The sequence below is a fragment of the Streptomyces sp. NPDC007896 genome, from assembly GCF_042959425.1.
GTDB lineage: Bacteria > Actinomycetota > Actinomycetes > Streptomycetales > Streptomycetaceae > Streptomyces.
In genome coordinates, this window is sequence record NZ_JBIBKX010000001.1 from 72,893 (window position 1) to 97,912 (window position 25,020).

Below are 25,020 nucleotides of genomic sequence, written 5' to 3' on the forward strand. Positions count from 1 at the left end.
ACGCCATGCGCGGCTGCCCAAGTGCCCTGCGAGCGACGGTTCCACCCGACCTGACGGTCGGCTGACCCCGTGCGTGCCGATCGCGTCTTCGCGTACGGCGCCGCCGCCGGACTCCTCGGTGACCTGCTGCTCGGCGATCCCCGCCGGGGGCATCCGGTCGCCGCGTTCGGGCGGAGCGCGGGCGCCGTGGAGCGGGTGCTGTGGCGGGACCACCGCGGGTGGGGCGCGCTGCAGACCGCCGTGTGTGTGGGCGGTGCCGCCGGACTCGCCGCCGTCGCTTCCCGTGCCGCACGCCCCTCACGTGCCGCGTCCCTCGCGCTGACGGCCGCCGCCACCTGGGCCGTCGTCGGGGGCACCACGCTCGGGCGGGAGGCCCGGGCGATCGGTGACGCCCTCGCGGACGGGGAGATCGAGACGGCCCGGGAGCGGCTGCCGCATCTGTGCGGGCGCGATCCCCAGGCCCTCGGCGCCGACGGCATCGCGCGCGCCGTCGTCGAGTCCGTCGCCGAGAACACCTCCGACGCCGTGGTGGGCGCCCTGGTGTGGGGGGCCGTGGGCGGAGTCCCGGGGCTCGTGGGCTTTCGGGCCGTCAACACCCTTGACGCGATGGTCGGTCACAGGTCGCCCAGGTACCGGCGGTACGGGTGGGCCTCGGCTCGGCTCGACGACGTCGCCGGGTGGCCGGGGGCTCGTCTCACCGCCGTGCTCGCAGCCCTCGCGGGTGACAGTCCCCGAGGGGCCCTGCGAGCCTGGCGCGCCGACGCCGTCAAGCATCCGAGCCCCAACGCCGGGCCCGTGGAGGCCTCGTTCGCGGGGGCGCTCGGGGTGCGTCTGGGCGGCACCCTCTCCTACGGCGGCCGCGTCGAGCACCGGCCCGAACTCAACGGCGCCGGGCGCGCCGTGCAGGTCGACGACATCGAACGGGCCGTACGGCTGTCACGGCGTGTCGGCTGGCTCGCCCTCGGCGTGAGTGCCGGCGGGCGGCTGCTCGTACAGAGGCTTCTCAGGAAGGGGCGTACGTCATGAGCGGCGGGCTGCTCGTCGCCGGAACCACCTCCGACGCGGGCAAGAGCGTCGTGACCGCCGGGATCTGCCGGTGGCTGGTGCGCCACGGCGTCAAGGTCGCGCCCTTCAAGGCGCAGAACATGTCCCTGAACTCGTTCGTGACGCGCGAGGGCGCCGAGATCGGGCGCGCCCAGGCCATGCAGGCGCAGGCCGCCCGGGTGGAGCCGACCGCGCTCATGAACCCCGTGCTGCTCAAGCCGGGCAGCGACCGGAGCAGTCAGGTCGTCCTCATGGGCAGGCCCGTGGGCGAGATGACCGCCCGTGGCTACCACGGCGGGCGGCAGGAAGCCCTCCTCACCACCGTGCTGGACTGCCTCGCCGAGTTGCGGGGCACGTATGACGCGGTGATCTGTGAGGGAGCCGGCAGTCCTGCCGAGATCAATCTGCGGCGGACCGACATCGTGAACATGGGGATCGCCCGCAATGCGCGGCTGCCCGTGCTCGTCGTCGGCGACATCGACCGAGGGGGTGTGTTCGCCTCGTTCTTCGGGACGGTCGCGCTGCTGTCGCGCGAGGACCAGGAGTTCGTCGCCGGGTTCCTCGTCAACAAGTTCAGAGGGGACGTCTCCCTGCTGGAGCCGGGGCTCGACATGCTCCACGGCCTCACCGGGCGGCGTACGTACGGCGTCCTGCCGTTCCGGCACGGCCTCGGCATCGACGAGGAGGACGGGCTGCGGGTGTCGCTGCGGGGAGCGGTCCGGGAGTCCCAAGTGACCTCCCCCGTCGGCGAGGACGTGCTGCGCGTCGCCGTCTGCGCGATCCCGCTGATGTCCAACTTCACGGACGTGGACGCGCTGGCCGCCGAGCCGGGTGTCGTGGTGCGGTTCGTGGACCGGGCCGAGGAACTGGCCGACGCCGACCTCGTCGTCGTCCCCGGGACTCGGGGGACGGTGAAGGCGCTGGAGTGGCTGCGCGAGCGCGGACTCGCGGACGCCATCCTGCGAAGAGCCGCCGAGGGGCGGCCCGTACTGGGCATCTGCGGCGGATTCCAGGTCCTCGGCGAGCACATCGAGGACGAGGTCGAATCGCGCGCCGGTCATGTCGACGGACTCGGACTCCTGCCCGTCCGGGTGCGGTTCGCACGCGAGAAGACCCTGACCCGGCCCGTCGGGGAGGCCCTCGGCGAGCACGTCGAGGGCTACGAGATCCATCACGGTGTCGCCGATGTGACGGGCGGTGAACCGTTCCTGGACGGGTGCCGGGTCGGCGCCGTCTGGGGCACGCACTGGCACGGCTCGCTGGAGTCGGACGGCTTCCGGCGTGCCTTCCTGCGCGAGGTGGCGGCCGCCGCGGGCCGTCGTTTCGTGCCGGCCGCCGACACGTCGTTCGCCGCGCTGCGCGAGGAGCAGCTGGACCGGCTCGGCGATCTGATCGAGGAACACGCGGACACGGACGCGCTGTGGCGGCTCATCGAGTCGGGCGCGCCGCAAGGACTGCCTTTCATTCCACCGGGAGCGCCCGCATGAGCACAGTGTTGTTGTTGTCGACCGCCGACACCGATCTGCTGGCGGCGCGTGCCTCCGGCGCCCCGTACCGGATCGGCAACCCGACCCGGGTGGACGTCGAGGGCGAACTTCCCTCTCTCGTCGAGGGCGCGGACATCGCCGTCGTACGACTCCTCGGCGGCAAGCGCGCCTGGGAGGAGGGCCTGCGGAAGCTGAAGGCCTCGGGCATCCCCACCGTGCTGCTCGGCGGGGAGTCCGTGCCCGACGCCGAACTGATGGCGGAGTCGTCGGTGCCCGCCGGTGTCGTCGCCGAGGCGCTGCGCTACCTGGTCGAGGGCGGCCCGGACAACCTCACCGAACTGGCCCGGTTCCTCTCCGACACCGTGCTGCTGACGGGCGAGGGCTTCGAGGAGCCGCGGAAGATGCCGGAGTACGGCGTCCACGGTGAGCGCGCGTTCGTCGAGGGCCGCCCGACCGTCGGCGTGCTCTTCTACCGGGCCCACCAGCTGTCCGGCAACACCGCGTTCGTGGACACGCTGTGCGACGCGATCGAGGCGCGCGGCGCCAACGCGCTGGCCGTGTACTGCGGTTCGCTGCGCGGCGCGGACGCGGGCCTGTACGAGATCCTCGGCACGGCGGACACACTGGTCGCCACCGTGCTCGCGGCGGGCGGCACGCACGCCTCGGAGGCGTCCGCGGGCGGCGACGAGGAGGCCTGGGACATCGGCGCGCTCGCCGACCTGAACGTCCCCGCGCTGCAAGGGCTCTGCCTGACCTCGTCCAAAGGTGCCTGGGACGCGTCGGACGCCGCCCTCTCCCCCATGGACGCGGCGATGCAGGTCGCGATCCCCGAGTTCGACGGCCGTCTGATCACCGTCCCCTTCTCCTTCAAGGAGCAGGGTCCCGACGAGGTGCCGGTCTACGTCGCCGACCCCGAGCGGGCCGCGCGGGTCGCCGGAATCGCCGTACGGCACGCCCGGCTGAAGCACAAGCCGAACGCGGACAAGAAGCTCGCGCTCGTCTTCACCGCCTACCCGACCAAGCACTCCCGGGTCGGCAACGCGGTGGGCCTGGACACGCCCGCCTCGGCCGTACGGGTGCTCGACGCGCTGCGGGACGCCGGGTACGTCGTCGAAGGGCACCCCGACAACGGCGACGAGTTGATCCACCGGCTCATCAACGCCGGTGGCCACGACGTCGAGTGGCTCACGGAGGAGCAGCTGGCCGCCGCGCCCGCACGGGTGCCGCTGGCCGACTACCGGGCCTGGTTCGACAAGCTGGACCCGGAACTCAAGCGAGGCATGCTGGACGCGTGGGGCGAGCCGCCAGGCTCCCTCTACGTCGACGGCGACGACATCGTGCTCGCGTCCCTCCAGTTCGGGAACGTCGTCGTGATGATCCAGCCGCCGCGCGGCTTCGGCGAGAACCCGATCGCGATCTACCACGACCCGGACATGCCTCCGTCGCACCACTACATGGCCGCGTACCGCTGGCTCGAAAACAGCTTCGGCGCCGACGCCGTCGTGCACATGGGCAAGCACGGCACGATGGAGTGGCTGCCGGGCAAGGGCCTCGGGCTCAGCGGCGGCTGCGCGCCGGACGCCGTCCTCGGCGAACTCCCGCTCATCTACCCCTTCATCGTCAACGACCCCGGCGAGGGCACCCAGGCCAAGCGGCGCGGCCACGCCACGGTCGTCGACCACCTCGTACCGCCGATGGCCCGCGCGGACACCTACGGCGACCTCGCGAAGCTGGAGCAGCTCCTCGACGAGTACGCGCTGGTGTCCGACCTGGACCCGACGAAGGCACCGGCGGTCCGCGCGCAGATCTGGACGCTGGTCAAGGCGGCCGAACTCCACCACGACCTGCATGTGGAGGACCAGCCGGACGACGCGGCGTTCGACGAGTTCGTCATGCACATCGACGGCTATCTGTGCGAGATCAAGGACGTGCAGATCCGCGACGGTCTGCACATCCTCGGCGGCGGTCCGGAGGCCGAACCGCGCGTCAACCTCGTGCTGGCCGTGCTGCGCGCCTCCCAGGTGTGGGGCGGCACCGCGAACGCGCTGCCGGGTCTGCGGGCCTGCCTCGCCGAGTACTTCGGGCTGGTCGAGAAGGAGCTGCTCGCCGAGCCGGGCGCGCCGGTGAAGGTGCCGGTGGAGCTGACGGACCTCGTCGAGGGTCCCGCGCGGACCGGGGCCGACGCGATCGACCTGCTGGAGCAGCTGTGCCGCCGGATGGCGGAGGGCATGGAGGAGCGCGGCTGGGTGACGTCCGAGAGCACCGCTCTCGTGCGGGAGGTCCTGCGAGTCGAACTCCCCGACGCCGTCGCGGTGCTGGAGTTCGCCTGCCGTGAGGTCGTACCGCGCCTGGCCCGGACGACGGACGAGATCACCCACATCCTGCGCGCCCTGGACGGCGGTTACGTTCCCGCGGGCCCGTCGGGCTCACCGACCCGCGGGCTGGTGAACGTCCTGCCGACCGGCCGCAACTTCTACTCGGTCGACCCCAAGGCGATCCCGTCCAGGCTGAGCTGGGAGGTCGGGCAGTCGCTCGCCGACTCCCTGGTGCAGCGGTATCTGCAGGACACGGGCGAGTACCCGAAGTCCGTCGGTCTGACGGTCTGGGGCACGTCCGCGATGCGCACCCAGGGCGACGACATCGCCGAGATCCTCGCGCTGCTCGGCTGCCGCCCGGTCTGGGACGACGCCTCGCGCCGCGTGACCGGTTTCGACGTGGTGGCCCTGGAGGAGCTGGGCCGGCCGCGCATCGACGTCACGGTCCGCATCTCCGGCTTCTTCCGGGACGCGTTCCCGCACGTCGTGGGCCTGATCGACGACGCGGTGCGCGCGGTGGCCGAGCTCGACGAGCCCGCCGACCGCAACTACGTCCGCGCGCACGCCGACGAGGACACCGCCGAGCACGGCGACCGGCGCCGCGCCACCTCCCGTATCTTCGGCTCCAAGCCGGGCGCGTACGGCGCCGGTCTCCTCCCCCTGATCGACGCCCGCAACTGGCGCTCCGACGCCGACCTCGCCGAGGTGTACGCGGTGTGGGGCGGCTACGCCTACGGGCGCGGGCTCGACGGGCGGGCGGCGCGCGGGGACATGGAGATCGCGTTCCGGCGCATCGCCGTCGCCGCGAAGAACGTCGACACCCGCGAGCACGACCTCGTCGACGCCGACGACTACTTCCAGTACCACGGCGGCATGGTCGCGATGGTCCGGCACCTGACGGGCGCGAGCCCGGAGGCGTACGTCGGCGACTCGGCCGTACCCGACCAGGTGAAGACCCGCACGCTGGGCGAGGAGACCCACCGCGTCTTCCGCGCCCGGGTCGTCAACCCGCGCTGGATGGCCGCCATGCGACGGCACGGCTACAAGGGCGCCTTCGAGATGGCGGCGACCGTCGACTACCTCTTCGGGTACGACGCCACGGCCGGGGTCGTGGACGACTGGATGTACGAGAAGCTCAGCGCGGAGTACGTCTTCGACGCGGAGAACCGGGACTTCATGAAGAAGTCCAACCCATGGGCGCTGCGGGGCATCACGGAACGGCTCCTCGAGGCCGCCGACCGGGGGCTGTGGGCCGAGCCGGACGCGGACACGCTGGAGCGGCTGCGCGCCACCTATCTGGAGCTCGAAGGCGACTTGGAGGGCGACGACCAGTGAGTACCCCGTTCCCGTTCACGGCCGTGGTCGGCCAGGACGACCTGCGGCTCGCGCTGCTGCTGAACGCCGTGTCGCCCGCCGTGGGCGGTGTCCTCGTCCGCGGTGAGAAGGGCACGGCCAAGTCCACGGCCGTACGCGCCCTGTCGGCGCTCATGCCGGGGGTGGACGTCGTCGCCGGGTGCCGGTTCTCGTGCGACCCGGCCGGGCCCGACCCGGCGTGTCCCGACGGTCCGCACGAGCCGGGCGCCTTCGAGACCCGGCCGGCCCGCATGGTCGAGCTGCCCGTCGGCGCCTCCGAGGACCGGCTCGTGGGCGCGCTCGACATCGAGCGGGCGCTCGCGGAGGGCGTGAAGGCCTTCGAGCCGGGGCTGCTGGCCGACGCGCACCGCGGGATCCTGTACGTCGACGAGGTCAACCTCCTCCACGACCACCTGGTCGACCTGCTGCTGGACGCCGCCGCCATGGGCGCCTCGTACGTCGAGCGCGAGGGCGTCTCCGTACGACACGCGGCACGCTTCCTGCTCGTGGGGACCATGAACCCCGAAGAGGGCGAGCTGCGGCCGCAGTTGCTCGACCGGTTCGGGCTGACCGTCGAGGTGGCCGCCTCGCGGGAGCCCGACCAGCGGGTCGAGGTCGTGCGGCGCAGGCTCGCCTACGACGACGACCCGACGGGCTTCGCGGAGCGCTGGTCCGACGAGGAGTCCGCCGTACGGGCCCGGATCGTGGCGGCGCGGCAGCTGTTGCCGTCCGTGCGGCTCGGGGACCCGGCGCTGCGGCAGATCGCGGCGACCTGCGCGGCCTTCGAGGTGGACGGCATGCGGGCCGACATCGTCATGGCACGGACCGCGACCGCGCTCGCCGCGTGGGCGGGACGGACCGAAGTACTGGCGGAGGACGTACGTCAGGCCGCGCTGCTCGCGCTGCCGCACCGGCGGCGGCGCAACCCCTTCGACGCGCCGGGGCTCGACGAGGACAAGCTCGACGAGACGCTGGAGGAGTTCGGGGGATCGGACGAGGGTTCTTCCGGCGAAGGTTCTTCCGACGACGATCCGGACGCGGACCCGGACCCGGACCCGGACGGGCCCGGCGGCGGTGGGCAGCCGCCTCAGGACGGGCCGGACACAGACTCCCCCGCCGGTGACGTCCCGGCGCAGGGCGAGCCCTCGGACGACGGGCGGGCGCCGGCCGCACAGGGCGCCGGCGAGCAGTCCCCCGTACGGGCCGCCGAACCCTTTCGCACGAAGGTGCTGAGCGTGCCGGGGCTCGGCGAGGGCGCGGCCGGGCGGCGTTCGCGGGCGCGGACCGAGCACGGGCGGACCACCGGGTCGCGGCGGCCCCGGGGGACGCTCACCAAGCTGCACCTGGCGGCGACCGTGCAGGCGGCAGCGCCCCATCAGCGGGCGCGCGGGCGGTCGGGGCGCGGTCTCGTCGTACGGCGGGACGATCTGCGCCAGGCCACCCGGGAGGGGCGTGAGGGCAACCTCGTGCTGTTCGTGGTGGACGCCTCCGGGTCGATGGCGGCGCGGCAGCGGATGAGTGCCGTCAAGGGCGCGGTGCTGTCGCTGCTGCTCGACGCGTACCAGCGGCGGGACAAGGTGGGGCTCGTGACCTTCCGGGGGTCCGCGGCCGACGTGGCGCTGCCGCCCACCTCGTCCGTGGACGCGGCCGCCGCCCGCCTCGAGTCGCTGCCCACGGGCGGGCGGACGCCGCTCGCGGCGGGGCTGCTGCGCGCGCACGACGTGCTGCGGGTCGAGCGGCTGCGGGATGCCGCCCGGCGGCCGCTGGTCGTCGTGGTGACCGACGGGCGGGCCACCGGCGGTCTTGAGCCCGTCGCGCTCGCCGAACGGGCGGCGCGGCTGTTCGCGGCCGACCAGGTCGCCTCCGTGGTCGTCGACTGCGAGGCGGGGCCCGTGCGGCTCGGACTCGCGGGGCGGCTCGCGGGTGAACTGGGCGGCACGGCGGTGACGCTGGACGAGCTGCGGGCCGACGCGATCGCCGGGCTCGTGCGCGATGTGCAGGGGACTTCGAGGAGGGCCGCGTAATGCCGCAGGGGCAGCCGAGTGTCGTACCGGAGGACGGACTGACGACGCGTCAGCGCCGCAACCGGCCGCTGGTCGTGGTGCACACGGGGATCGGGAAGGGCAAGTCCACCGCCGCCTTCGGGCTGGCGTTGCGCGCCTGGAACCAGGGGTGGCCCATCGGGGTGTTCCAGTTCGTCAAGTCGGCGAAGTGGAAGGTCGGGGAGGAGAACGCGCTGCGCGTGCTCGGCGCCTGTGGCGAGGGCGGGTCCGTCGACTGGCACAAGATGGGCGAAGGGTGGTCGTGGGTGCAGCGCGACTCCCAGATGGACAACGAGGAGAAGGCCCGCGAGGGCTGGGAGCAGGTCAAGCGGGACCTCGCCGCCGAGACGTACAAGCTGTATGTGCTGGACGAGTTCGCCTACCCCATGCACTGGGGATGGGTGGACGTCGACGAGGTCGTCGCCGTGCTGCGGGACCGGCCCGGGACCCAGCATGTCGTGATCACCGGGCGCAACGCTCCCGAGAAGCTCGTCGAGTTCGCGGATCTCGTGACGGACATGTCCAAGGTCAAGCATCCGATGGACGCCGGCCAGAAGGGCCAGAGGGGCATCGAGTGGTGATTTCCGTCCCTCGGCTGGTCATCGCCGCGCCCTCGTCCGGGAGCGGCAAGACCACCGTTGCCACGGGGCTGATGGCGGCCTTCGCCTCACGGGGGCTCGCCGTGTCCCCGCACAAGGTGGGGCCCGACTACATCGACCCCGGGTACCACGCGCTCGCCACCGGGCGCGTGGGGCGGAATCTCGACGCGTATCTGTGCGGTACGGAGCTGATCGCGCCGTTGCTCGCGCACGGCGCGCGCGGATGCGATCTCGCGATCGTCGAAGGTGTGATGGGGCTGTACGACGGGGCCGCCGGGGAGGGTGAACTCGCGTCCACGGCACAGGTGGCGAAGTTGCTGCGGGCGCCGGTGGTGCTGGTCGTCGACGCGTCGTCGCAGTCCCGGTCCGTGGCCGCGCTGGTGCACGGGTTCGCTTCCTGGGATCCCGAGGTGCGGGTCGCGGGGGTGATCCTCAACAAGGTGGGGTCGTCGCGGCATGAGGAGATGCTGCGGGAGGCTCTGGACGAATCCGGGGTGCCGGTGCTCGGAGTGCTGCGGCGCGCCGCGCAGGTGGGGACGCCGTCGCGGCATCTTGGGCTGGTGCCCGTTGCCGAGCGGCACGCGGCAGCGGTCGATTCGGTTGCCGCCATGGCCTCGCAGGTGCGGGAGGGGTGCGATCTCGACGGGCTGCTCGCGTTGGCGCGGAGCGCGCCCGCGTTGGCGGGGGCGGCGTGGGATGCGGCTGAGGTGGTTGCTTCTTCGCCCCCGCCGCCCCTTCCCGTCCCGACCCTGGGGGCTGCGCCCCCAGACCCCCGCCATCGGCCTGAACGGCCCCGTCCTCAAACGCCGGACGGGCTGAGAGATCGCGGGACCGGGCTGCGTGTGGCGCCCCGAATCGCCGTCGCCGGTGGGGCCGCCTTCACCTTCTCCTACGCCGAGCATGCCGAGTTGCTGACCGCCGCGGGAGCCGAAGTCGTCACCTTCGACCCTCTGCGGGACGAACAACTGCCGGACGGTACCGGCGGGTTGGTCATCGGTGGCGGGTTTCCCGAGGTGTACGCGCCCGAGCTGTCCGCCAACGAGCCGTTGCGCAAGGCCGTGGCCGAGCTGGCGTTCGGCGGGGCGCCCGTCGCCGCCGAGTGTGCCGGGCTGCTGTATCTCTCTCGCGAGCTCGACGGGCAGCCCATGTGCGGGGTGCTCGACGTCTCGGCCGGGATGAGTGAGCGGCTCACCCTGGGCTATCGGGACGCCGTGGCCGTGAGCGACAGCGTGCTCGCCGTCGCCGGGACGCGGATGCGGGGGCACGAGTTCCACCGGACCCTCGTCGAGCCGGGCGCCGGGGCGGCTCCCGCCTGGGGGGTGCGCGCCCCTCAGCGGCGCGTCGAAGGTTTCGTACAACAAGGTGTGCACGCGAGTTATGTGCACACGCACTGGGCGTCACGGCCCGGTGTCGCCCGTCGGTTCGTGGAGAGGTGCCGGACGTCATGAGCAGCAAGCTGATCGGAATCGGGGTCGGCCCCGGTGACCCGGAGCTGGTGACCGTCAAGGGCGTCAACGCGCTGCGTGCCGCCGAGGTCGTGGTCGTGCCGGTGATGGCCGCACCTGATGGAAAGGACGGAGGAGAGCGGGGACGCGCGGAGGCCACTGTCCTGCACTACGTGCCCGAGGAGAAGGTCGTCCGCGTCGTGTTCGCGCTCAACGAGCGGACCGATCGGGGGCGGCGCGAGGCCGCCTGGGACGCCGCCGGCGCGCGGGTCGCGGAGCTGCTCCGGCGGCACGCGTCCGTCGCCTTCGCGACCATCGGCGATCCGAACGTGTACTCGACCTTCACCTATCTCGCGCAGACCATCGAGGAACTGGTGCCCGGCACGGTCGTGGAGACCGTGCCCGGTATCACCGCCATGCAGGATCTGGCGGCACGCTCCGGGGCCGTGCTCACGGAAGGGACAGAGCCGCTCACCCTCGTGCCGGTGACCGCCGGGGCCGCCGTGCTCAAGGACGCCCTCAACGGGCCCGGGACCGTCGTCGCGTACAAGTTCGGGCGGCAGGCGCACGAGGTCGCTGAGGCGCTGCGGGTGACGGGGCGGCTCGACGACGCCGTGTGGGGGTCCGCGCTCGGGCTGGAGGGCGAGTCCATCCGGCCCGCCGCCGACCTCGACGGCGAGCCGCTGCCGTACCTCTCCACCCTCATCGCACCCGCCCGGCGGGACGGCAAACGCGGCGGGAAACTGTGAGCCCCGGAAAGTCACCCGCTTCCGGCGAGACCCACCACCAGCCAGATGAACCCCGCTCCCGCGATCGTGCACAGCAGGGTCGAGCGGGCCGGGTGCTCGTGGTGCGCCTCGGGGAGGATCTCGGCGGCGGCCAGGTACAGGAGTACGCCGCCGAAGAGGCCGAGATAGCCGCCGAGCGCTTGCTCCGGGATGGTGAAGAACAGGGTCGAGGCGGCGCCGATCACCGGGGCCACCGCGTCCGCGAACAGCATCGTGATCGCCTTGCGGCGCGCGTTCCCGTACAGGCTCGTGATCGTGTACGTGTTGAAGCCGTCCGCGAAGTCGTGGGCGATCACCGCGAGCGCGACCGCCAGGCCCATGCCGCCGCCGACCTGGAAGGCGGCGCCGATCGCGACGCCGTCCATGGCGCTGTGCCCGACCATCGCCGCGGCGGCCGTCAGGCCCACCTCGGGCGCGCGTCCGTCGTGCTCCTCGCCGCCGTGCGCGGCCTGCCGGGCGGCCAGCAGCCGTTCCACCAAATGGGCCAGCAGGAACCCGGCGACGAACAGCAGCAGGGCCGCCGGTACGCCGAACACCTCCTCGCCCGCCGCCTTCAGCGCCTCCGGGAGCAGATCCAGGCCGACCACGCCGAGCATCAGCCCGCCCGCCAGGCCCAGCACCAGGTGGCGGCGGTCGGTGACCCGCTGTGCCGTCCAGCCGCCGGCCAGCGTCATCAGGAACGCGCCGAGCGCGACGAAGACCGCCATGAGCCCTTCGTATCCGATCGCACCCCGTTCGCGCACGTCCGGCGACGACCTCGCGCCCACTGACCCGACCACCGACTTCTCGCAGCACCCGATTCATCCGTAGGAGAGGACCGATTCCCATGGCCGATGCCCCCACCGGCAAGGTGACCATCGTCGGGGCAGGGCCCGGCGCCGCCGACCTGCTGACGTTCCGCGCCGCGCGCGCCATCGCCGAGGCCGACGTCGTGATCTGGGCGGCCAGCCTGGTGCAGGCCGAGGTCCTCGAACACGCGCGCGAGGGGGCGGAGATCCTGGACTCGGCGACGATGTCCCTGGAGGACGTCGTGGCCGTGTACGAGCGGGCGGCGGCCGAGGGGCTGAAGGTGGCCCGCATCCACTCCGGCGACCCGGCCCTGTGGGGCGGTACGCAGGAGCAGCTGGACCGGTGTGCGGACCTCGACGTCGAGACCGAGATCATTCCCGGCGTCTCCTCCTTCTCCGCCGTGGCCGCGCTCGCCCAGCGCGAGCTGACGATCCCCGAGGTCGCGCAGTCCGTGATCCTCACCCGGCTCGGCGGCGGCAAGACGCCCATGCCGCCCGGCGAGGAGGTGCGGGAGTTCGCACGGCACGGCACGACCATGGCGCTGTTCCTGTCGGCCGCCCGCAGCGGACAGCTCGTACGGGAACTGCTGGAGGGCGGCTATCCGACGTCCACGCCGGTCGTGGTCGCCTACCAGGCGACCTGGCCGGAGGAACTGGTCGTGAAGTGCACGATCGAGACGCTGGAGGAGACCGTCAAGGAGCACAAGCTCTGGAAGCACACCCTCTTCCTGGTCGGCCCCGCCCTCGACGCGACCGGCACCCGCTCGCACCTCTACCACCCCGGTCACTTCCACGGCTTCCGCAGGGCCGATCCGCAGGCGCGCGCGGAGCTGCGCGCGGCCCGCAAGGGCAGTCCGTCGTGATCACCGTCTTCGGTACGGGGACGGGGGCACCGCTTTCCCCGGACGCCTCGGACGCGCTGGCCGACGCCGGGCTCGTCGTGGGCGCCCGACGGCACCTTGCGACGGCGCGGCTGCCCGACGCGGTGGAGCGGATCGTCCTGGGGCCGCTCGCGCCCGCCCTCGACGCGATCGAGGGTTGCCTGGAAAAGGAGCGGCGCGTCGTCGTGCTCGCCTCCGGTGACCCCGGGTTCTTCGGGATCGTGCGGGCGCTGGCCGAGCGGTTCGGGGCCGAGCGGCTGGACGTGCGCCCCGGTGTCTCGTCCGTCGCGACCGCTTTCGCGCGGCTCGGGCTGCCCTGGGACGACGCGGTGGTGGTGAGCGCCCACGGACGCGCGCTGCGCACGGCCGTCCAGGTCTGCCGCTCCCACCCGAAGGTGGCGGTGCTGACCGGGCCCGGCTCCGGGCCCGCCGAACTGGGCGCCGCCCTCGCCCACCACTGCGCCGGGCGCGTCCTCGTCGTGGCGAGCGCCCTCGGCGACCCCGCACACGAGCGTGTCGAGCGGGTCACCCCGGCGGAGGCCGCGGGCCGCGACTGGGGTACGGCGGTGAGTGTCGTCCTGTGCCTCGACGAGTCGCGGGCCCTCGCCCCCGTGCGGACGGTCGCCGGTCCCCCGGCCGGACCCGACCGGTGGGCCCTGGACGAGCGCGAGTTCGCCCACCGAGACTCGATGATCAGCAAGTTCGAGGTGCGGGCGCTGGCGCTGGCCCGGCTCGGGCCGCGCCTGGGCGAACTGGTCTGGGACGTCGGCGCGGGCTCCGGGTCCGTCGCCGTCGAGTGCGCGCGGTTCGGGGCCGCCGTCACCGCGATCGAGAAGACACGGGACGGCTGCGACCGGATCCTCGCCAACGCCGAGGCGCACGGCGTCGACGTCCGGGTGGTGCACGGGGCCGCGCCGACGGTGCTGTCCGACCTGGACGATCCGGACGCCGTGTTCATCGGCGGCGGGGGGCGCGAGCTGCCCGCCATCGTGACCGTCTGCGCACGGCGGGCCCGGCGGGCCGTCGTCGTCGCCATGGCCGCGCTCGACCGGGTGCCGGCGGCCCGGGAGGCGCTCACCGCCGCCGGTTTCGACTGCGACGGCGTACTGCTGCAGTCCTCCCGGCTCGCGCCGTTGCCCGGGAACGTCACCCGGCTCGCGGCCACCAACCCCGTTTTTCTGCTGTGGGGCGTCCGGCCTCCGGCGCGTACCGAAGGAGTCCTCCAGTGATCGGCCTGATTTCCGCCACGGCGGCGGGCGCGGCGGCCCGTGACCGGCTGGCCGCGGCCTGGCCCACCCGTACGCGGGTGTACGACGGGTCCGTCGGGGACGCCGTCAGGCGGGCCTTCGCGGAGTGCGACCAGTTGGTGTGCTTCCTCGCCACGGGCGCGGTGGTGCGGCTGATCGCGCCGCTGCTGGGCGACAAGACGTCCGACCCTGGGGTCGTGTGCGTGGACGAGGGCGGCCGGTTCGCCGTTTCGCTCGTCGGCGGTCACGGCGGCGGCGCCAATGAACTCGCCCGCGAGGTGGGCGAGTTGCTCGGAGCCGAGCCGGTGGTGACGACCGCGACGGACGCGGTCGGAGTGCCGGGTCTCGACACGCTCGGCTTCCCCGCGGAGGGGGAGGTCGCCGCGGTCACCCGGGCGCTGCTGGACGGCGAACCCGTCGCCCTGCGGGCCGAGTTGGCGTGGCCGCTGCCGCCCCTTCCGGTCGCGGCGGAGGGCGCGTACGGCATTCGTGTCACCGACCGGGCCGTGGCGCCCGGCGAGCGCGAAGTGCTGCTGCGGCCGCCCTCCCTGGTGGTGGGGGTCGGCGCGTCCAAGGGCGCCCCGGTGGCGGAGGTCCTCGGTCTCGTCGAGGACGTACTCCGGGACGCCGGGCTGTCCCCGAGGTCCGTCGCGGAGCTGGCCACCGTCGACGCCAAGGCCGAGGAGCCCGGCATCGTCGAGGCCGCCGAACGGCTCGGGGTGCCCGTGGTGACGTACACCGCCGAGGAGTTGGCGACGGTGGACGTGCCGAACCCCTCGGACGCGCCGCTCACCGCCGTCGGCACCCCGTCCGTGGCGGAGGCCGCCGCCCTCGTACGCGGTGGTGAACTCCTCGTACCCAAGCGGAAGTCGACGCGTGCGGACGGGCAGCCCGCGATGGCCACCTGTGCCGTCGTGCGCCGCGTGGCACGCGGGCGGCTCGCGGTGGTCGGGCTCGGGCCCGGCGCCCGTGACCTGCTCACCCCGCGGGCGAGGGAGGAGCTGCGGCGGGCGTCCGTGCTCGTCGGGCTCGACCAGTACGTCGACCAGATCCGCGATCTGCTGCGCCCCGGCACCCGGATCCTGGAGTCCGGGCTCGGCGCCGAGGAGGAGCGGGCGCGCACGGCGGTGGCCGAGGCGCGGCGCGGGCAGGCCGTCGCGCTGATCGGCAGCGGTGACGCGGGCGTGTACGCGATGGCGTCACCGGCGCTGGCCGAGGCGTCCGACGACATCGACGTGGTCGGGGTGCCGGGCGTGACCGCCGCGCTCGCGGCCGGGGCGATCCTGGGCGCGCCGCTGGGCCACGACCATGTGTCGATCAGCCTCTCCGACCTGCACACACCGTGGGAGGTCATCGAGCGCCGGGTGCGGGCGGCGGCCGAGGCGGACATCGTGGTGACGTTCTACAACCCACGCAGCCGGGGCCGCGACTGGCAGCTCCCGAAGGCGCTCGCGATCCTCGCCGAGCACCGGGAACCGACTACGCCGGTCGGGGTCGTCCGCAACGCCTCCCGGCCGGACGAGTCGAGCCGGGTGACGTCGCTGGGGTCCCTGGATCCGGCGATCGTCGACATGATGACCGTCGTGACCGTGGGCAACACGGCGACGCGTGAGATCGCCGGGCGCATGGTGACACCGCGCGGCTACCGCTGGCAGGAGGAGCCCAAGTGAGCCGAGTGAGCCAGGTGTTCCCGGAGAACCGGATCGTGCACCCCATCGAGCAGGAGTCCTTCCGGCGGCTGCGTGCCCGCCTGGACACCTCGCACTTCCCGCCGCTGACGCGGGCGGTCGTGGAGCGGGTCATCCACTCCGCGGCCGACCTCGACTACGCGGACGACCTCGTCACCGACGAGGGCGCCCTGGCGAAGGCGCACGCGGCGCTGCACGCCGGGGCGCCGGTCGTGGTGGACGTGGAGATGGTCGCGGCGGGCATCACGCGCCGCGACACCGTCTGCCGCCTCAGGGACGCCAAGTCCGGCCCGGGGCTGACCCGTTCGGCCCACGCGATCCGGCTCGCCTACGAGGACGTCGGGCCCGGCGCGCTCTGGGTGATCGGCTGTGCGCCGACCGCGCTGGAGGAGCTGCTGACCCTCGACGCCGACCCGGCGCTCGTCATCGGGCTGCCCGTTGGCTTCGTCGGCGCTGCCGAGTCCAAGGCCGCGCTGCGCGAGAGCGGACTGCCCGCCGTCAGCAACGTGTCCGAGAAGGGCGGCTCGGCGGTCGCCGCCGCCGCGCTCAACGCCCTGTTGTACCACCCCGCAACCAAGGAGTTTTCGTGACCACCCCGCCCCCCGCCCTGCTCATCGCCGGACACGGCACCCGGGACGAGGCCGGAGCCGAGGCCTTCCGCGACTTCGTACGGCAGTTGGGGCGCCGCCACCCCGAACTGCCCGTCGCCGGAGGGTTCATCGAACTGTCGCCGCCGCCGCTGGGTGACGCCGTGACCGAACTGGTCGAGCAGGGGGTACGCCGGTTCGCCGCCGTGCCGCTGATGCTGGTGTCCGCCGGGCACGCCAAGGGGGACATCCCGGCGGCGCTGGCCCGCGAGAAGGAGCGGCACCCCGGGATCTCGTACACGTACGGGCGCCCGCTGGGCCCGCACCCGTCGCTGCTGGCGGTGCTCGAACGCCGACTGGACGAGGCGCTCGGCTCCGCGGCCCGTACGCCGCAGGACCGGTCCGACGTCACCGTGCTGCTCGTCGGGCGCGGCTCCACCGACCCGGACGCCAACGCGGAGGTGCACAAGGCGGCGCGGCTGCTGTGGGAGGGGCGCGGGTACGCGGGCGTCGAGACGGCGTTCGTGTCGCTGGCGGCGCCGGACGTCCCGTCGGGCCTGGACCGCTGTGTGAAGCTGGGCGCGCGGAGGGTTGTGGTGCTGCCGTACTTCCTGTTCACCGGCATCCTCCCCGACCGGGTGCGGCAGCAGACCGAGGGCTGGGCGGCCGCGCACCCGGACGTCGAGGTGCGGTCGGCCGAGGTCATCGGCCCCGAGCCGGAGCTGCTCGACCTGGTCATGGAGCGGTACCGGGAGGCCGTCAAGGGAGACCTGCGGATGAACTGCGACTCCTGTGTCTACCGCATCGCGCTGCCCGGCTTCGAGGACAAGGTGGGCCTCCCCCAGCAGCCACACTTCCACCCGGACGACGACGGGCACCACCACGACGGACACCACCACGGGCACCACCACGGCGGGCACGCGCATGCGCACTGAGGGGGTGCACGGGGGCGACGCGCACGATCTGCGGCACCACGGGGACGCCGAGGTGCGGGACGACGGCTCGGCACTCACCGATCTCGCCGTGAACGTCCGTGCGGACACGCCTCCGGCGTGGTTGCGCGAGCACGTCGCCGCGTCGCTGAACGGGCTCGCGGCCTACCCGGACGGGCGGGCCGCGCGGGCCGCGGTGGCGGCGCGGCACGGGGTGCCCGTGGAGCGGGTGCTGCTGACGGCGGGGGCGGCGGAGGCGTTCGTGCTGCTGGCCCGCGCGCTGAAGGTCCGTCAGCCGGTGGTGATCCACCCGCAGTTCACCGAACCGGAGGCGGCGCTGCGGGATGCCGGCCACACGGTCGACCGGGTGCTGTTGCGTGAGTCGGACGGCTTCCGGCTGGATCCCGCGGCCGTACCCGAGGACGCGGACCTCGTCGTGATCGGCAACCCGACCAATCCGACGTCCGTGCTGCACCCGGCAGTCGCGATCGCGGCGCTCGTGCGGCCCGGGCGGACGTTGGTGGTCGATGAGGCGTTCATGGACGCGGTGCCGGGTGAGCGGGAGGCGCTGGCCGGGCGGACGGACATTCCCGGGCTTGTCGTGCTGCGCAGTCTCACGAAGACGTGGGGGCTGGCGGGGTTGCGGATCGGGTACGTCCTGGCCGCGCCCGACACGATCCGTGAGCTGTCCCGTGCGCAGCCGCTCTGGCCCGTCTCCACGCCCGCCCTCGCGGCGGCCGAGGTGTGCGTGTCGCCCCGGGCGCTCGCGGAGGCCGCCCACGCGGCTCGGCGGGTCGGCTCCGACCGGGCCCATCTCGTCGCGGGGCTCAGGGAGTTCGAGCCCGACGGGTTGCGGGTCGTCGAACCCGCCGAGGGGCCGTTCGTGCTGATTCGGCTGCCTCGGGCGACGGTGGTGCGGCGTCAGCTGCGGGGGCTCGGGTTCGCGGTGCGACGTGGGGACACGTTTCCGGGGCTGGGGGACGACTGGCTCCGCCTGGCCGTACGTGACCGGGCCACCGTCAATGGGTTCCTCCAGGCGTTGGACCGGGCGGTGGTGGTGGCTGGGCGGTGAGGGGCAGGTGCGGCAATGGCCTTTCTCGCCCCCGCCGCCCCTACCCGTCCCATCCCTGCTTGGGGGCTCCGCCCCCAAACCCCCGATCGGCCTGAACGGCCTCGTCCTCAAACGCCGGACGGGCTGAAAGCTTTTAGGGGCGCGGGGAACTGCGCGACCAGCCCCCACCCACCCGCAGCCGAAGAATCCGCCCGGGAGTCTGGGGGCGGAGCCCCCAGGTTGAGGATGGGACGGGTAGGGGCGGCGGGGGCGAGAACAGGTCGGGGTCAGGAGCGGTGGCGGCGCCCCAGGGCGACGGCCGCCCCGCCCGCCGCCAGGAGCACGACCGCCCCACCCACCACGAACGGAGTCGTCGACGTGCCGCCGGTCTCCGCGAGGCCCGACTCCGCCGGTGCCCCCTGGGGCTTGATGTCGGGGGCGGAGGCGGGGGCAGACACGGAGGCAGCGGGCGCGGCCGGGGTCTCGCAGGTGACGGACCCCAGGGTCAGGGTGCCTTCCACATCCGCGACGTTCAGCTTCAACGGGTTGACGGAGATCTTGAGTTCGAGCGCGGACGCGGCCGCCGTACGGGTCGTGGTCCGCGTCCTGGAGAAGTCGAGCCGGACCTCACCGACCCCCGGCACCTTCACCTCCGTCGGACCGCCCACCGTCAGTGTCACCTTCTTGCCGAGAACGGTCACCCCGCCCAGAAGCGTGGCGGACGCCACGGGCTTGCGACCCGTCTCGCAGGTCGCCTTCGAGGTCACCTGCCCGACCTCGACGAGGGACAGCAACGGCAGCCCGGGGACATGGATCCGCGCATGGGTGAGGTTCGTGGACGCCTCGGCCCCCGACGCGGACACCGTCGCCTTCGCGGAGGCGACATCCGCCCGCAGCACACTGAACGGCTGTCCACCGTCGACCCCGTCCAGCCTCGCCGTCAGCGCGGTCCGCTCGGCGCTCCGCGGCGCCCGCACCTCGTTGAGGGAGACCGCGAGCGGGACGTTCACGGTCTTGTTGAGCAGGGACACGTCGAGCCCGGTGCGCAGCACGACGGCGCTCGCGCGACCGTGGTCGGCGCTCGCGTGCGCGGAACCCGCACCGGCCAGCACCACCGGACCGGCGGCGAGGACGGTGGCCGCCGCGCCGGCGGTGAAACGGCGTACGGGCATGCGGAAGTTGGTGTTGGCGTTCAAGGGTGGGACCCCCAGGAGAGAACAGCTTGGGACCCGGCAAGAATTACGCACCGAGAGTGAGCAGTCAGCAACCTGACGTGACTTCACTCCAACGTGGGGTTTCCGGGAGTTCGTTCGAATCTCACGGCACAGCTGGGCACGGATGTTCCCCACCGTCACCCACTCAACTGCCCCGCCCCGAACACGCCGGTCGACGCTCCGGAGCGCGCACGGTGGTGCGTAACGAGTCGACCGGCGGACGCGTAACGCTCCGTCAACCGGACGCCCGGACGCTCGACTGCCTCTCCGTAGCTAGGGCCTGTCCGGCGGATCATGCCGCAGACGCGGGGCTTGACACGCCCACCGGCGTCGATGAGGCACCGCCCGTTTCCCACGACCTGCTCCGCCGGACAGGCCCTAGCCCACGACCCGCCCGTTCAGCACCACCCGGCGCGGAGCCGCCAGCACCCGTACGTCCGCGCGTGGATCTCCCTCGTACACCACGAGGTCGGCGGGCGCGCCCTCGTCCAGTCCCGGCCGCCCGAGCCACCGCCGGGCACCCCAGGCCGTCGCGGACAGCGCCTCGACCGGCGGGATGCCCGCGGTGACGAGTTCGGCGACCTCGCCGGCCACCAGACCGTGGGCCAGCGAACCACCCGCGTCGGTGCCGACGTAGACCGGGACTCCGGCGTCGTAGGCGGCGCGCACGGTGTCGTAGCGGCGTTCGTGCAGTGCCCGCATGTGCGCCGACCAGCGCGGGAACTTCGTCTCTCCCCCGGCGGCGAGCTGCGGGAAGGTGGCGATGTTGACGAGCGTGGGGACGATCGCGACCCCGCGGGCGGCGAAGAGGGGGATCGTCTCCTCGGTCAGACCGGTCGCGTGCTCGACGCAGTCGATGCCCGCCTCGACCAGGTCCCTGAGCGAGTCCTCCGCGAAGCAGTGCGCGGTCACCCGTGCGCCGAGGCGGTGTGCCTCGGCGATCGCCGCCGCAGCGGCCTCGCGCGGCCAGCAGGCGCTGAGGTCGCCCGTCTCGCGGTCGATCCAGTCGCCGACCAGTTTCACCCAGCCGTCGCCGCGCCGGGCCTCCTGGGCGACGTACGCGACCAGGTCGTCCGGCTCGATCTCGTGCGCGTAGTTGCGGATGTAGCGGCGGGTGCGGGCGATGTGCCGACCCGCTCGGATGATCTTCGGGAGGTCGGCGCGGTCGTCGATCCAGCGGGTGTCGGAGGGCGAGCCCGCGTCCCGGATGAGGAGGGTGCCGGCCTCGCGGTCGGTGAGCGCCTGCTTCTCGGAGACGTCGTCGGGGACGGGCCCGTGCGCGTCGAGGCCGACATGGCAGTGCGCGTCGACGAGACCGGGCAGGGCCCAGCCCTCGACGGTACGGATGTCACGGGCGCCGGCGGGACGCTCGTAGGAGATCCTCCCGCCGACGACCCACAGTTCGTCCCGGACGTCGTCGGGCCCGACGAGCACCCGCCCCTTCACGTGCAGCACCGCGCGATCGCTCATGCACCGCACCTTAATTCGTGCCGAACGGCGAGACCCTACGGGCCCTTTTCGACGTCTTCCTCCACGTCCGCCATCGCCGGGTCCAGCAGCCGGGACAGGAAGTGGCGGGTGCGCTCGTGGCTCGGGTTGCCGATGACCTGCGCGGGGACGCCGTCCTCGACGATCACGCCGCCGTCCATGAAGACGACCCGGTCGGCGACCTCGCGCGCGAAGCTCATCTCGTGGGTGACGACCATCATCGTCATGCCCTCCTGGGCGAGCCTGCGCATGACGGCGAGTACGTCGCCGACGAGCTCCGGGTCGAGCGCCGAGGTCGGCTCGTCGAAGAGCATCACCTCGGGGCCCATGGCGAGCGCGCGGGCGATCGCGACGCGCTGCTGCTGGCCGCCGGAGAGGGAGGAGGGGTAGGCGTCGGCCTTCTCGGACAGGCCCACCCGCGCCAGGTTCTCGGCGGCGACCTCGGCCGCCTCCTCCTTGTCCCGCTTCAGCACCCGGCGCTGCGGGAGCGTGAGGTTCTCGGTCACCGACAGGTGCGGGAAGAGGTTGAACTGCTGGAAGACCATGCCGATCCGGCGGCGTACGGCGTCGATGTCGACGTCGGGGTGCGTGACCTCGGTACCGCCGACGAAGACCTGCCCCTTGGTGGGTTCCTCCAGGAGGTTCACGCAGCGGAGCAGGGTGGACTTGCCGGAGCCGGAGGGTCCGATGACGCAGACGACCTCGCCCTGTCCGATCTCCAGGTCGATACCGCGCAGGACGTCGTTGTCGCCGAAGGACTTGTGCAGGTCCCGGACGTCGATCTCCGGAGTGCCGGTGCCGGTACTGCCGGTACTGCTGGTGCTGGTCACTTGGTGGCCTCCCCGGCCTTGGCCTCCAGGCGGCGTACGACGAATCCGAGCGGCACGGTGACGAGCAGGTAGCACAGGCCCGCGACCAGGATCGGTGTGGAGTTGGCGGTCTGGCTCGCCAGGTCGCGCCCGAACTTGGTGAGTTCGCGCTCCTCCAGGGTGACCCCGAGGAACAGCACCAGCGAGGAGTCCTTGAAGAGGAGGACGAGCTCGTTGGTGAGCGGGGGGATCACGATGCGGAACGCCTGCGGGATGATGATCGAGACCATGGCCCGGGCGTGCGAGAAGCCCAGCGAACGGGCCGCCTCCATCTGTCCCTTGGGCACCGCCTGGATGCCCGCGCGGATCGTCTCGGCCATGTACGCGGCCGAGACCAGACCGAGCGCGAGCGCCACCTTGCCGTAGGTGCCGCCGGGGATCTGCGTGCCCGGGAACGCGAGCGGTACGGCGACGCCCACGAAGACGAAGATCAGCAGGGCGGGCAGGCCCCGGAAGATCTCGATGTAGATGCCGGCGACCCAGCGGTAGGGGCCCACCGAGGACAGTCGCATCAGGGCGATGACCAGGCCGAGCACGAGCCCGACGACGAAACCGGACATCGTGTAGAGCACGGTGTTCTTCAGCGCCAGCGTGATGACGTCCGGGAACATCTGCTTGACCAGGTCCCACTGCGCGAACTGGTTCTTCAGACGTCCCCAGTCCGCCGTGACCGCGAAGGCGATCACGGCGGCGACGAAGACGACGTACTGCGCGCCGCGCGACAGGGCGCGCTTCTGGCGCCGGGTCAGGCCGGACCTGCGGGGTTGGAGTCGTGCGTCGGCATCGCTCATGAGGCGGACGGGGAGGCGGTGGCCGCGGACGCGGGGTACGGGCCGATCCACTTCTCGTAGAGCTTCTTGTACGTGCCGTCGGCCTTGGCCTGCTTGATCGCCTTGTTGATCTCGGCGAGGAGCTTGGTGTTGCCCTTCTTGACCGTGAAGCCGTACTGCTCACCGGTGTTGAGGTTGTCGACCACCTTGAAGGCGTCGGCGTTCGCCTTGTCCTTCAGCCAGCCCTGGACAACCGGGTAGTCGATGATGACGGCCTGGACCTGGCCGGTGCGCAGGCCGTTGAGGACCGCGTCGGAGGACTCGAAGGAGACCGGGTCGTAGCCGTGCTTGCGCACGTAGTCCTCGCCCGTCGTCTGCGCCTGGGCGCCGAGCTTCTTGCCCTTGGCCTTCACGTCGGCGAGGGAGTCGACGCCGCTCTTCTTGTCGACCAGGACGGCCTGGGTGGCGTCGAAGTACGGGTCGGAGAAGTCGACGTTCTTCTTGCGCTCCGGCGTGATCGTCATGCCGGCCGCGGCGAGGTCGCACTGGCCGGAGTTGAGGAACGCGCCCGTCTTGAAGTTCTCGAAGGGCGTGTCGACGATGGCCTGCTTCACGCCGAGGTTCCCCGCGACCAGGTCGATCAGCGCGACGTCGAAGCCCTGCACCTTGCCGTTGATCTCCGACTGGAACGGCGGGTACGGGAGGTGGGTGCAGGTCGTGACCTGGCCCGCCTTGACCAGGGGAACGCCCTTGGCACTGCTCTGGCCCCCTCCGCCGCCCGAGGAACAGCCGGCCACGAGCAGCAGCCCGGCCGTGGCGGTGGTGGCGGCCAGAATGCGCGTCCGGCGTCCAAGGACCGAGTTCACGGGAACCTCCTGTGAGGGAACTGAGGATTCCGATTATAAGGAAAGGTTTGACTCTCTCAAACCAATCCGATGGTTGTTGCGCCGTTCGGCCTCAGAAGTCATGCCTCGCGGGGCCGCCCGACCGTATGACCTGGGGGTGTCCGCCCGTACGACCGAGGATCCCCTTGGCGTGACAAGGCCGCCGGATACGCTCGGGGCTGCGCATTGGAACCCGTGAGCGAAGAGAGCACCGTCGTGACCCATCCCTTCCTGGACCTCGCCCCGCTGAGCGCCGCACACTTCGCGGCGATCGAGGACCGCGTGGCGCGGCTGCTCTCCACCGAGCAGGACGTCGTGATCATGCAGGGCGAGGCGCTGCTGCCCCTGGAGGGTGCCATTCGCGCCACGGCCGGGCCCGGCACCACCGCGCTCAACGTGATCACCGGGCCCTACGGGCAGACCTTCGGGGACTGGCTGCGGGACTGCGGGGCGACGGTGATCGATCTCGCGGTGCCGTTCCACACGGCGGTGACGGCCGCGCAGGTGCGTGACGCCTTTGCCGAGCATCCGGCGATCGACTTCGTCTCGCTGGTGCACGCGGAGGCGGCGACGGGCAACACGAACCCCGTCGCGGAGATCGGCGAGGTGGTGCGCGCTCACGGCGCGCTGTTCTACCTGGACGCCGTCGCCTCGATCGGCGCGGAGCCGGTGCTGCCGGACGCGTGGGGAGTCGACCTGTGCGTGATCGGGGCGCAGAAGGCGATGGGCGGTCCTGCCGGGGTGTCGGCGGTGTCCGTGAGCGAGCGGGCGTGGGCGCGGATGGCCGCCAATCCCGGGGCGCCGCGTCGGTCCTACCTCTCCCTCCTGGACTGGAAGGAGCGGTGGGTCGACGGCGGGCGCAAGGCGCTGCTGCACGCGCCGGCGCAGCTGGAGATGCTGGCGCTGGAGGCGTGTGCCGAGCGGATCGAGGCGGAGGGGCTCGACGCGGTGATGCGCCGCCATGCCCTGGCGGCGGCGGCCACGCGGGCGGGGGCGGTCGCTCTGGGGGGCGGGCTGGAGCCGTATGTGTACGAGGCGAGGGACGCGGCGCCGGTCGCCACGACGTTGCGGGCGCCGTCCGGGGTCGATGCGGGGGCGTTGGTCGCGAAGGCGTTGGCCGCGGATCCGGTGTTGCCGTTGGTCGCGGGCGGGGGTGCGCTGGCGAAGGAGATGATCCGGGTGAACCACTATGGTCCCGACGCGACGCCGGGGGTCGTGCACTCCTGCCTCGCGGCGCTGGGGGCGGCGATGGCCGAGTCCGACCTCACGGTCGACCTGGAAGCGGCACGCCGCGCGGCGACGGAGGCATGGTCCTAGCCGTACCCCACGGGCGGGCGTGTCGGCTGCGGGCGGGTGGGGGCTTGGCGCGCAGTTCCCCGCGCCCCTGAAAGCCCCCAGCTCGTCCGGCGCGTGAGGACGAGGCCGTCAGGCCGATGGGGCGCCGGGGCGCAGCCCCCCCCCCCCCCCCGGGGGGGGGGGGGGGGCCCCCCCCCCCCGGCCGCCGCCCCCCCCCCCGCCCCCCGGGCCCCCCGCCCCCCCCCCCGCGCG

General features: G+C 72.9%; 20 protein-coding genes. 14 read left to right on the forward strand and 6 right to left on the reverse strand.

Translation table 11 applies throughout. The annotated features are described in order from the left end of the window. Positions 1-69: 69 nt before the first annotated feature. The 7 genes from ACFZDJ_RS00375 to cobI are packed head-to-tail and all read left to right on the forward strand — an operon-like array spanning position 70 to position 11,034. The gene (locus tag ACFZDJ_RS00375; protein WP_391055029.1) at positions 70-1,026 is read left to right on the forward strand and encodes a cobalamin biosynthesis protein; all 957 of its coding nucleotides are present in this window, start codon (positions 70-72) and stop codon (positions 1,024-1,026) included. Further along, complete coding sequence (locus tag ACFZDJ_RS00380) at positions 1,023-2,531, forward strand: cobyric acid synthase (RefSeq protein WP_384906107.1); 1,509 nt, start codon at positions 1,023-1,025, stop codon at positions 2,529-2,531. Before ACFZDJ_RS00375 ends, ACFZDJ_RS00380 begins: the two co-directional genes overlap by 4 nt. Next, the gene (cobN, locus tag ACFZDJ_RS00385; protein WP_391055033.1) at positions 2,528-6,181 is read left to right on the forward strand and encodes a cobaltochelatase subunit CobN; all 3,654 of its coding nucleotides are present in this window, start codon (positions 2,528-2,530) and stop codon (positions 6,179-6,181) included. Before ACFZDJ_RS00380 ends, cobN begins: the two co-directional genes overlap by 4 nt. Then, the gene (locus ACFZDJ_RS00390) at positions 6,178-8,223 is read left to right on the forward strand and encodes a putative cobaltochelatase (protein WP_384906105.1); all 2,046 of its coding nucleotides are present in this window, start codon (positions 6,178-6,180) and stop codon (positions 8,221-8,223) included. Before cobN ends, ACFZDJ_RS00390 begins: the two co-directional genes overlap by 4 nt. Further along, entirely contained in the window at positions 8,223-8,822 is a 600-nt protein-coding gene (cobO, locus tag ACFZDJ_RS00395; protein ID WP_099940688.1) for a cob(I)yrinic acid a,c-diamide adenosyltransferase, read from the forward strand. Before ACFZDJ_RS00390 ends, cobO begins: the two co-directional genes overlap by 1 nt. Next, a complete protein-coding gene (locus ACFZDJ_RS00400) occupies positions 8,816-10,288 on the forward strand; it encodes a cobyrinate a,c-diamide synthase (protein ID WP_391055036.1) in 1,473 nt (490 codons plus the stop codon). Before cobO ends, ACFZDJ_RS00400 begins: the two co-directional genes overlap by 7 nt. Further along, positions 10,285-11,034, forward strand: coding sequence for a precorrin-2 C(20)-methyltransferase (gene cobI, locus ACFZDJ_RS00405; RefSeq protein ID WP_168507908.1), 750 nt, complete (start codon positions 10,285-10,287; stop codon positions 11,032-11,034). Before ACFZDJ_RS00400 ends, cobI begins: the two co-directional genes overlap by 4 nt. An 11-nt stretch (positions 11,035-11,045) precedes the next feature. Here the strand turns inward: cobI and ACFZDJ_RS00410 are convergent, their stop codons facing one another. Beyond that, positions 11,046-11,780, reverse strand: a complete 735-nt coding sequence (locus tag ACFZDJ_RS00410; RefSeq protein WP_168507910.1) for a ZIP family metal transporter — start codon at positions 11,778-11,780, stop codon at positions 11,046-11,048. 119 nt (positions 11,781-11,899) lie between these two features. Between ACFZDJ_RS00410 and cobM the strand changes: the two genes are divergently transcribed. Genes cobM through cobC form a run of 6 tightly spaced genes read left to right on the forward strand, consistent with a single transcriptional unit; the run spans position 11,900 to position 18,268 of the window. Beyond that, on the forward strand, positions 11,900-12,724 hold the full coding sequence (gene cobM / locus ACFZDJ_RS00415) for a precorrin-4 C(11)-methyltransferase (protein WP_390928509.1): 825 nt from the start codon (positions 11,900-11,902) through the stop codon (positions 12,722-12,724). Continuing rightward, positions 12,721-13,971: a precorrin-6y C5,15-methyltransferase (decarboxylating) subunit CbiE gene (gene cbiE, locus ACFZDJ_RS00420; protein ID WP_391055038.1), complete on the forward strand. Its 1,251-nt coding sequence runs from the start codon at positions 12,721-12,723 to the stop codon at positions 13,969-13,971. Before cobM ends, cbiE begins: the two co-directional genes overlap by 4 nt. Then, complete coding sequence (cobJ, locus tag ACFZDJ_RS00425) at positions 13,968-15,659, forward strand: precorrin-3B C(17)-methyltransferase (protein ID WP_391055041.1); 1,692 nt, start codon at positions 13,968-13,970, stop codon at positions 15,657-15,659. The genes cbiE and cobJ overlap by 4 nt, the downstream gene beginning before the upstream one ends. A gap of 5 nt (positions 15,660-15,664) precedes the next feature. Beyond that, entirely contained in the window at positions 15,665-16,267 is a 603-nt protein-coding gene (locus ACFZDJ_RS00430; protein WP_391056781.1) for a precorrin-8X methylmutase, read from the forward strand. After that, the gene (locus ACFZDJ_RS00435) at positions 16,264-17,199 is read left to right on the forward strand and encodes a CbiX/SirB N-terminal domain-containing protein (protein ID WP_391055043.1); all 936 of its coding nucleotides are present in this window, start codon (positions 16,264-16,266) and stop codon (positions 17,197-17,199) included. Before ACFZDJ_RS00430 ends, ACFZDJ_RS00435 begins: the two co-directional genes overlap by 4 nt. After that, entirely contained in the window at positions 17,189-18,268 is a 1,080-nt protein-coding gene (gene cobC / locus ACFZDJ_RS00440; protein ID WP_391055045.1) for an Rv2231c family pyridoxal phosphate-dependent protein CobC, read from the forward strand. Before ACFZDJ_RS00435 ends, cobC begins: the two co-directional genes overlap by 11 nt. A gap of 266 nt (positions 18,269-18,534) precedes the next feature. Here the strand turns inward: cobC and ACFZDJ_RS00445 are convergent, their stop codons facing one another. The 5 genes from ACFZDJ_RS00445 to ACFZDJ_RS00465 all read right to left on the reverse strand — a co-directional run bounded on the left by ACFZDJ_RS00445 (position 18,535) and on the right by ACFZDJ_RS00465 (position 23,454). Next, complete coding sequence (locus ACFZDJ_RS00445; RefSeq protein ID WP_391055048.1) at positions 18,535-19,443, reverse strand: SCO1860 family LAETG-anchored protein; 909 nt, start codon at positions 19,441-19,443, stop codon at positions 18,535-18,537. Between the two features lie 396 nt (positions 19,444-19,839). Beyond that, on the reverse strand, positions 19,840-20,931 hold the full coding sequence (locus ACFZDJ_RS00450) for an amidohydrolase family protein (RefSeq protein WP_390928499.1): 1,092 nt from the start codon (positions 20,929-20,931) through the stop codon (positions 19,840-19,842). A gap of 35 nt (positions 20,932-20,966) precedes the next feature. Continuing rightward, positions 20,967-21,779 (reverse strand): ATP-binding cassette domain-containing protein, encoded by an 813-nt coding sequence (locus ACFZDJ_RS00455; protein ID WP_390928497.1) that lies wholly within the window; start codon positions 21,777-21,779, stop codon positions 20,967-20,969. Continuing rightward, the gene (locus ACFZDJ_RS00460) at positions 21,776-22,609 is read right to left on the reverse strand and encodes an amino acid ABC transporter permease (RefSeq protein ID WP_384906095.1); all 834 of its coding nucleotides are present in this window, start codon (positions 22,607-22,609) and stop codon (positions 21,776-21,778) included. The genes ACFZDJ_RS00455 and ACFZDJ_RS00460 overlap by 4 nt, the downstream gene beginning before the upstream one ends. Next, the gene (locus ACFZDJ_RS00465) at positions 22,606-23,454 is read right to left on the reverse strand and encodes a transporter substrate-binding domain-containing protein (RefSeq protein WP_391055052.1); all 849 of its coding nucleotides are present in this window, start codon (positions 23,452-23,454) and stop codon (positions 22,606-22,608) included. The genes ACFZDJ_RS00460 and ACFZDJ_RS00465 overlap by 4 nt, the downstream gene beginning before the upstream one ends. Before the next feature lie 234 nt (positions 23,455-23,688). Between ACFZDJ_RS00465 and ACFZDJ_RS00470 the strand changes: the two genes are divergently transcribed. Beyond that, positions 23,689-24,789 carry an aminotransferase class V-fold PLP-dependent enzyme gene (locus tag ACFZDJ_RS00470; protein WP_391056784.1) on the forward strand — a complete coding sequence of 367 codons (1,101 nt, stop codon included), beginning with the start codon at positions 23,689-23,691 and terminating at the stop codon, positions 24,787-24,789. The last annotated feature ends 231 nt before the right edge of the window (positions 24,790-25,020 follow it).

What these genes read in the sequence shown, in the direction of transcription:
- cobM (WP_390928509.1), top strand. Translation starts at nt 11,900, where the DNA reads ATGGCCGATGCCCCCACCGGCAAGGTGACCATCGTCGGGGCAGGGCCC.
- ACFZDJ_RS00410 (WP_168507910.1), bottom strand. Translation starts at nt 11,780, where the DNA reads ATGGCGGTCTTCGTCGCGCTCGGCGCGTTCCTGATGACGCTGGCCGGC.
- cobN (WP_391055033.1), top strand. Translation starts at nt 2,528, where the DNA reads ATGAGCACAGTGTTGTTGTTGTCGACCGCCGACACCGATCTGCTGGCG.
- cobO (WP_099940688.1), top strand. Translation starts at nt 8,223, where the DNA reads ATGCCGCAGGGGCAGCCGAGTGTCGTACCGGAGGACGGACTGACGACG.
- ACFZDJ_RS00450 (WP_390928499.1), bottom strand. Translation starts at nt 20,931, where the DNA reads ATGAGCGATCGCGCGGTGCTGCACGTGAAGGGGCGGGTGCTCGTCGGG.
- cobI (WP_168507908.1), top strand. Translation starts at nt 10,285, where the DNA reads ATGAGCAGCAAGCTGATCGGAATCGGGGTCGGCCCCGGTGACCCGGAG.
- ACFZDJ_RS00460 (WP_384906095.1), bottom strand. Translation starts at nt 22,609, where the DNA reads ATGAGCGATGCCGACGCACGACTCCAACCCCGCAGGTCCGGCCTGACC.
- ACFZDJ_RS00380 (WP_384906107.1), top strand. Translation starts at nt 1,023, where the DNA reads ATGAGCGGCGGGCTGCTCGTCGCCGGAACCACCTCCGACGCGGGCAAG.
- cobC (WP_391055045.1), top strand. Translation starts at nt 17,189, where the DNA reads ATGCGCACTGAGGGGGTGCACGGGGGCGACGCGCACGATCTGCGGCAC.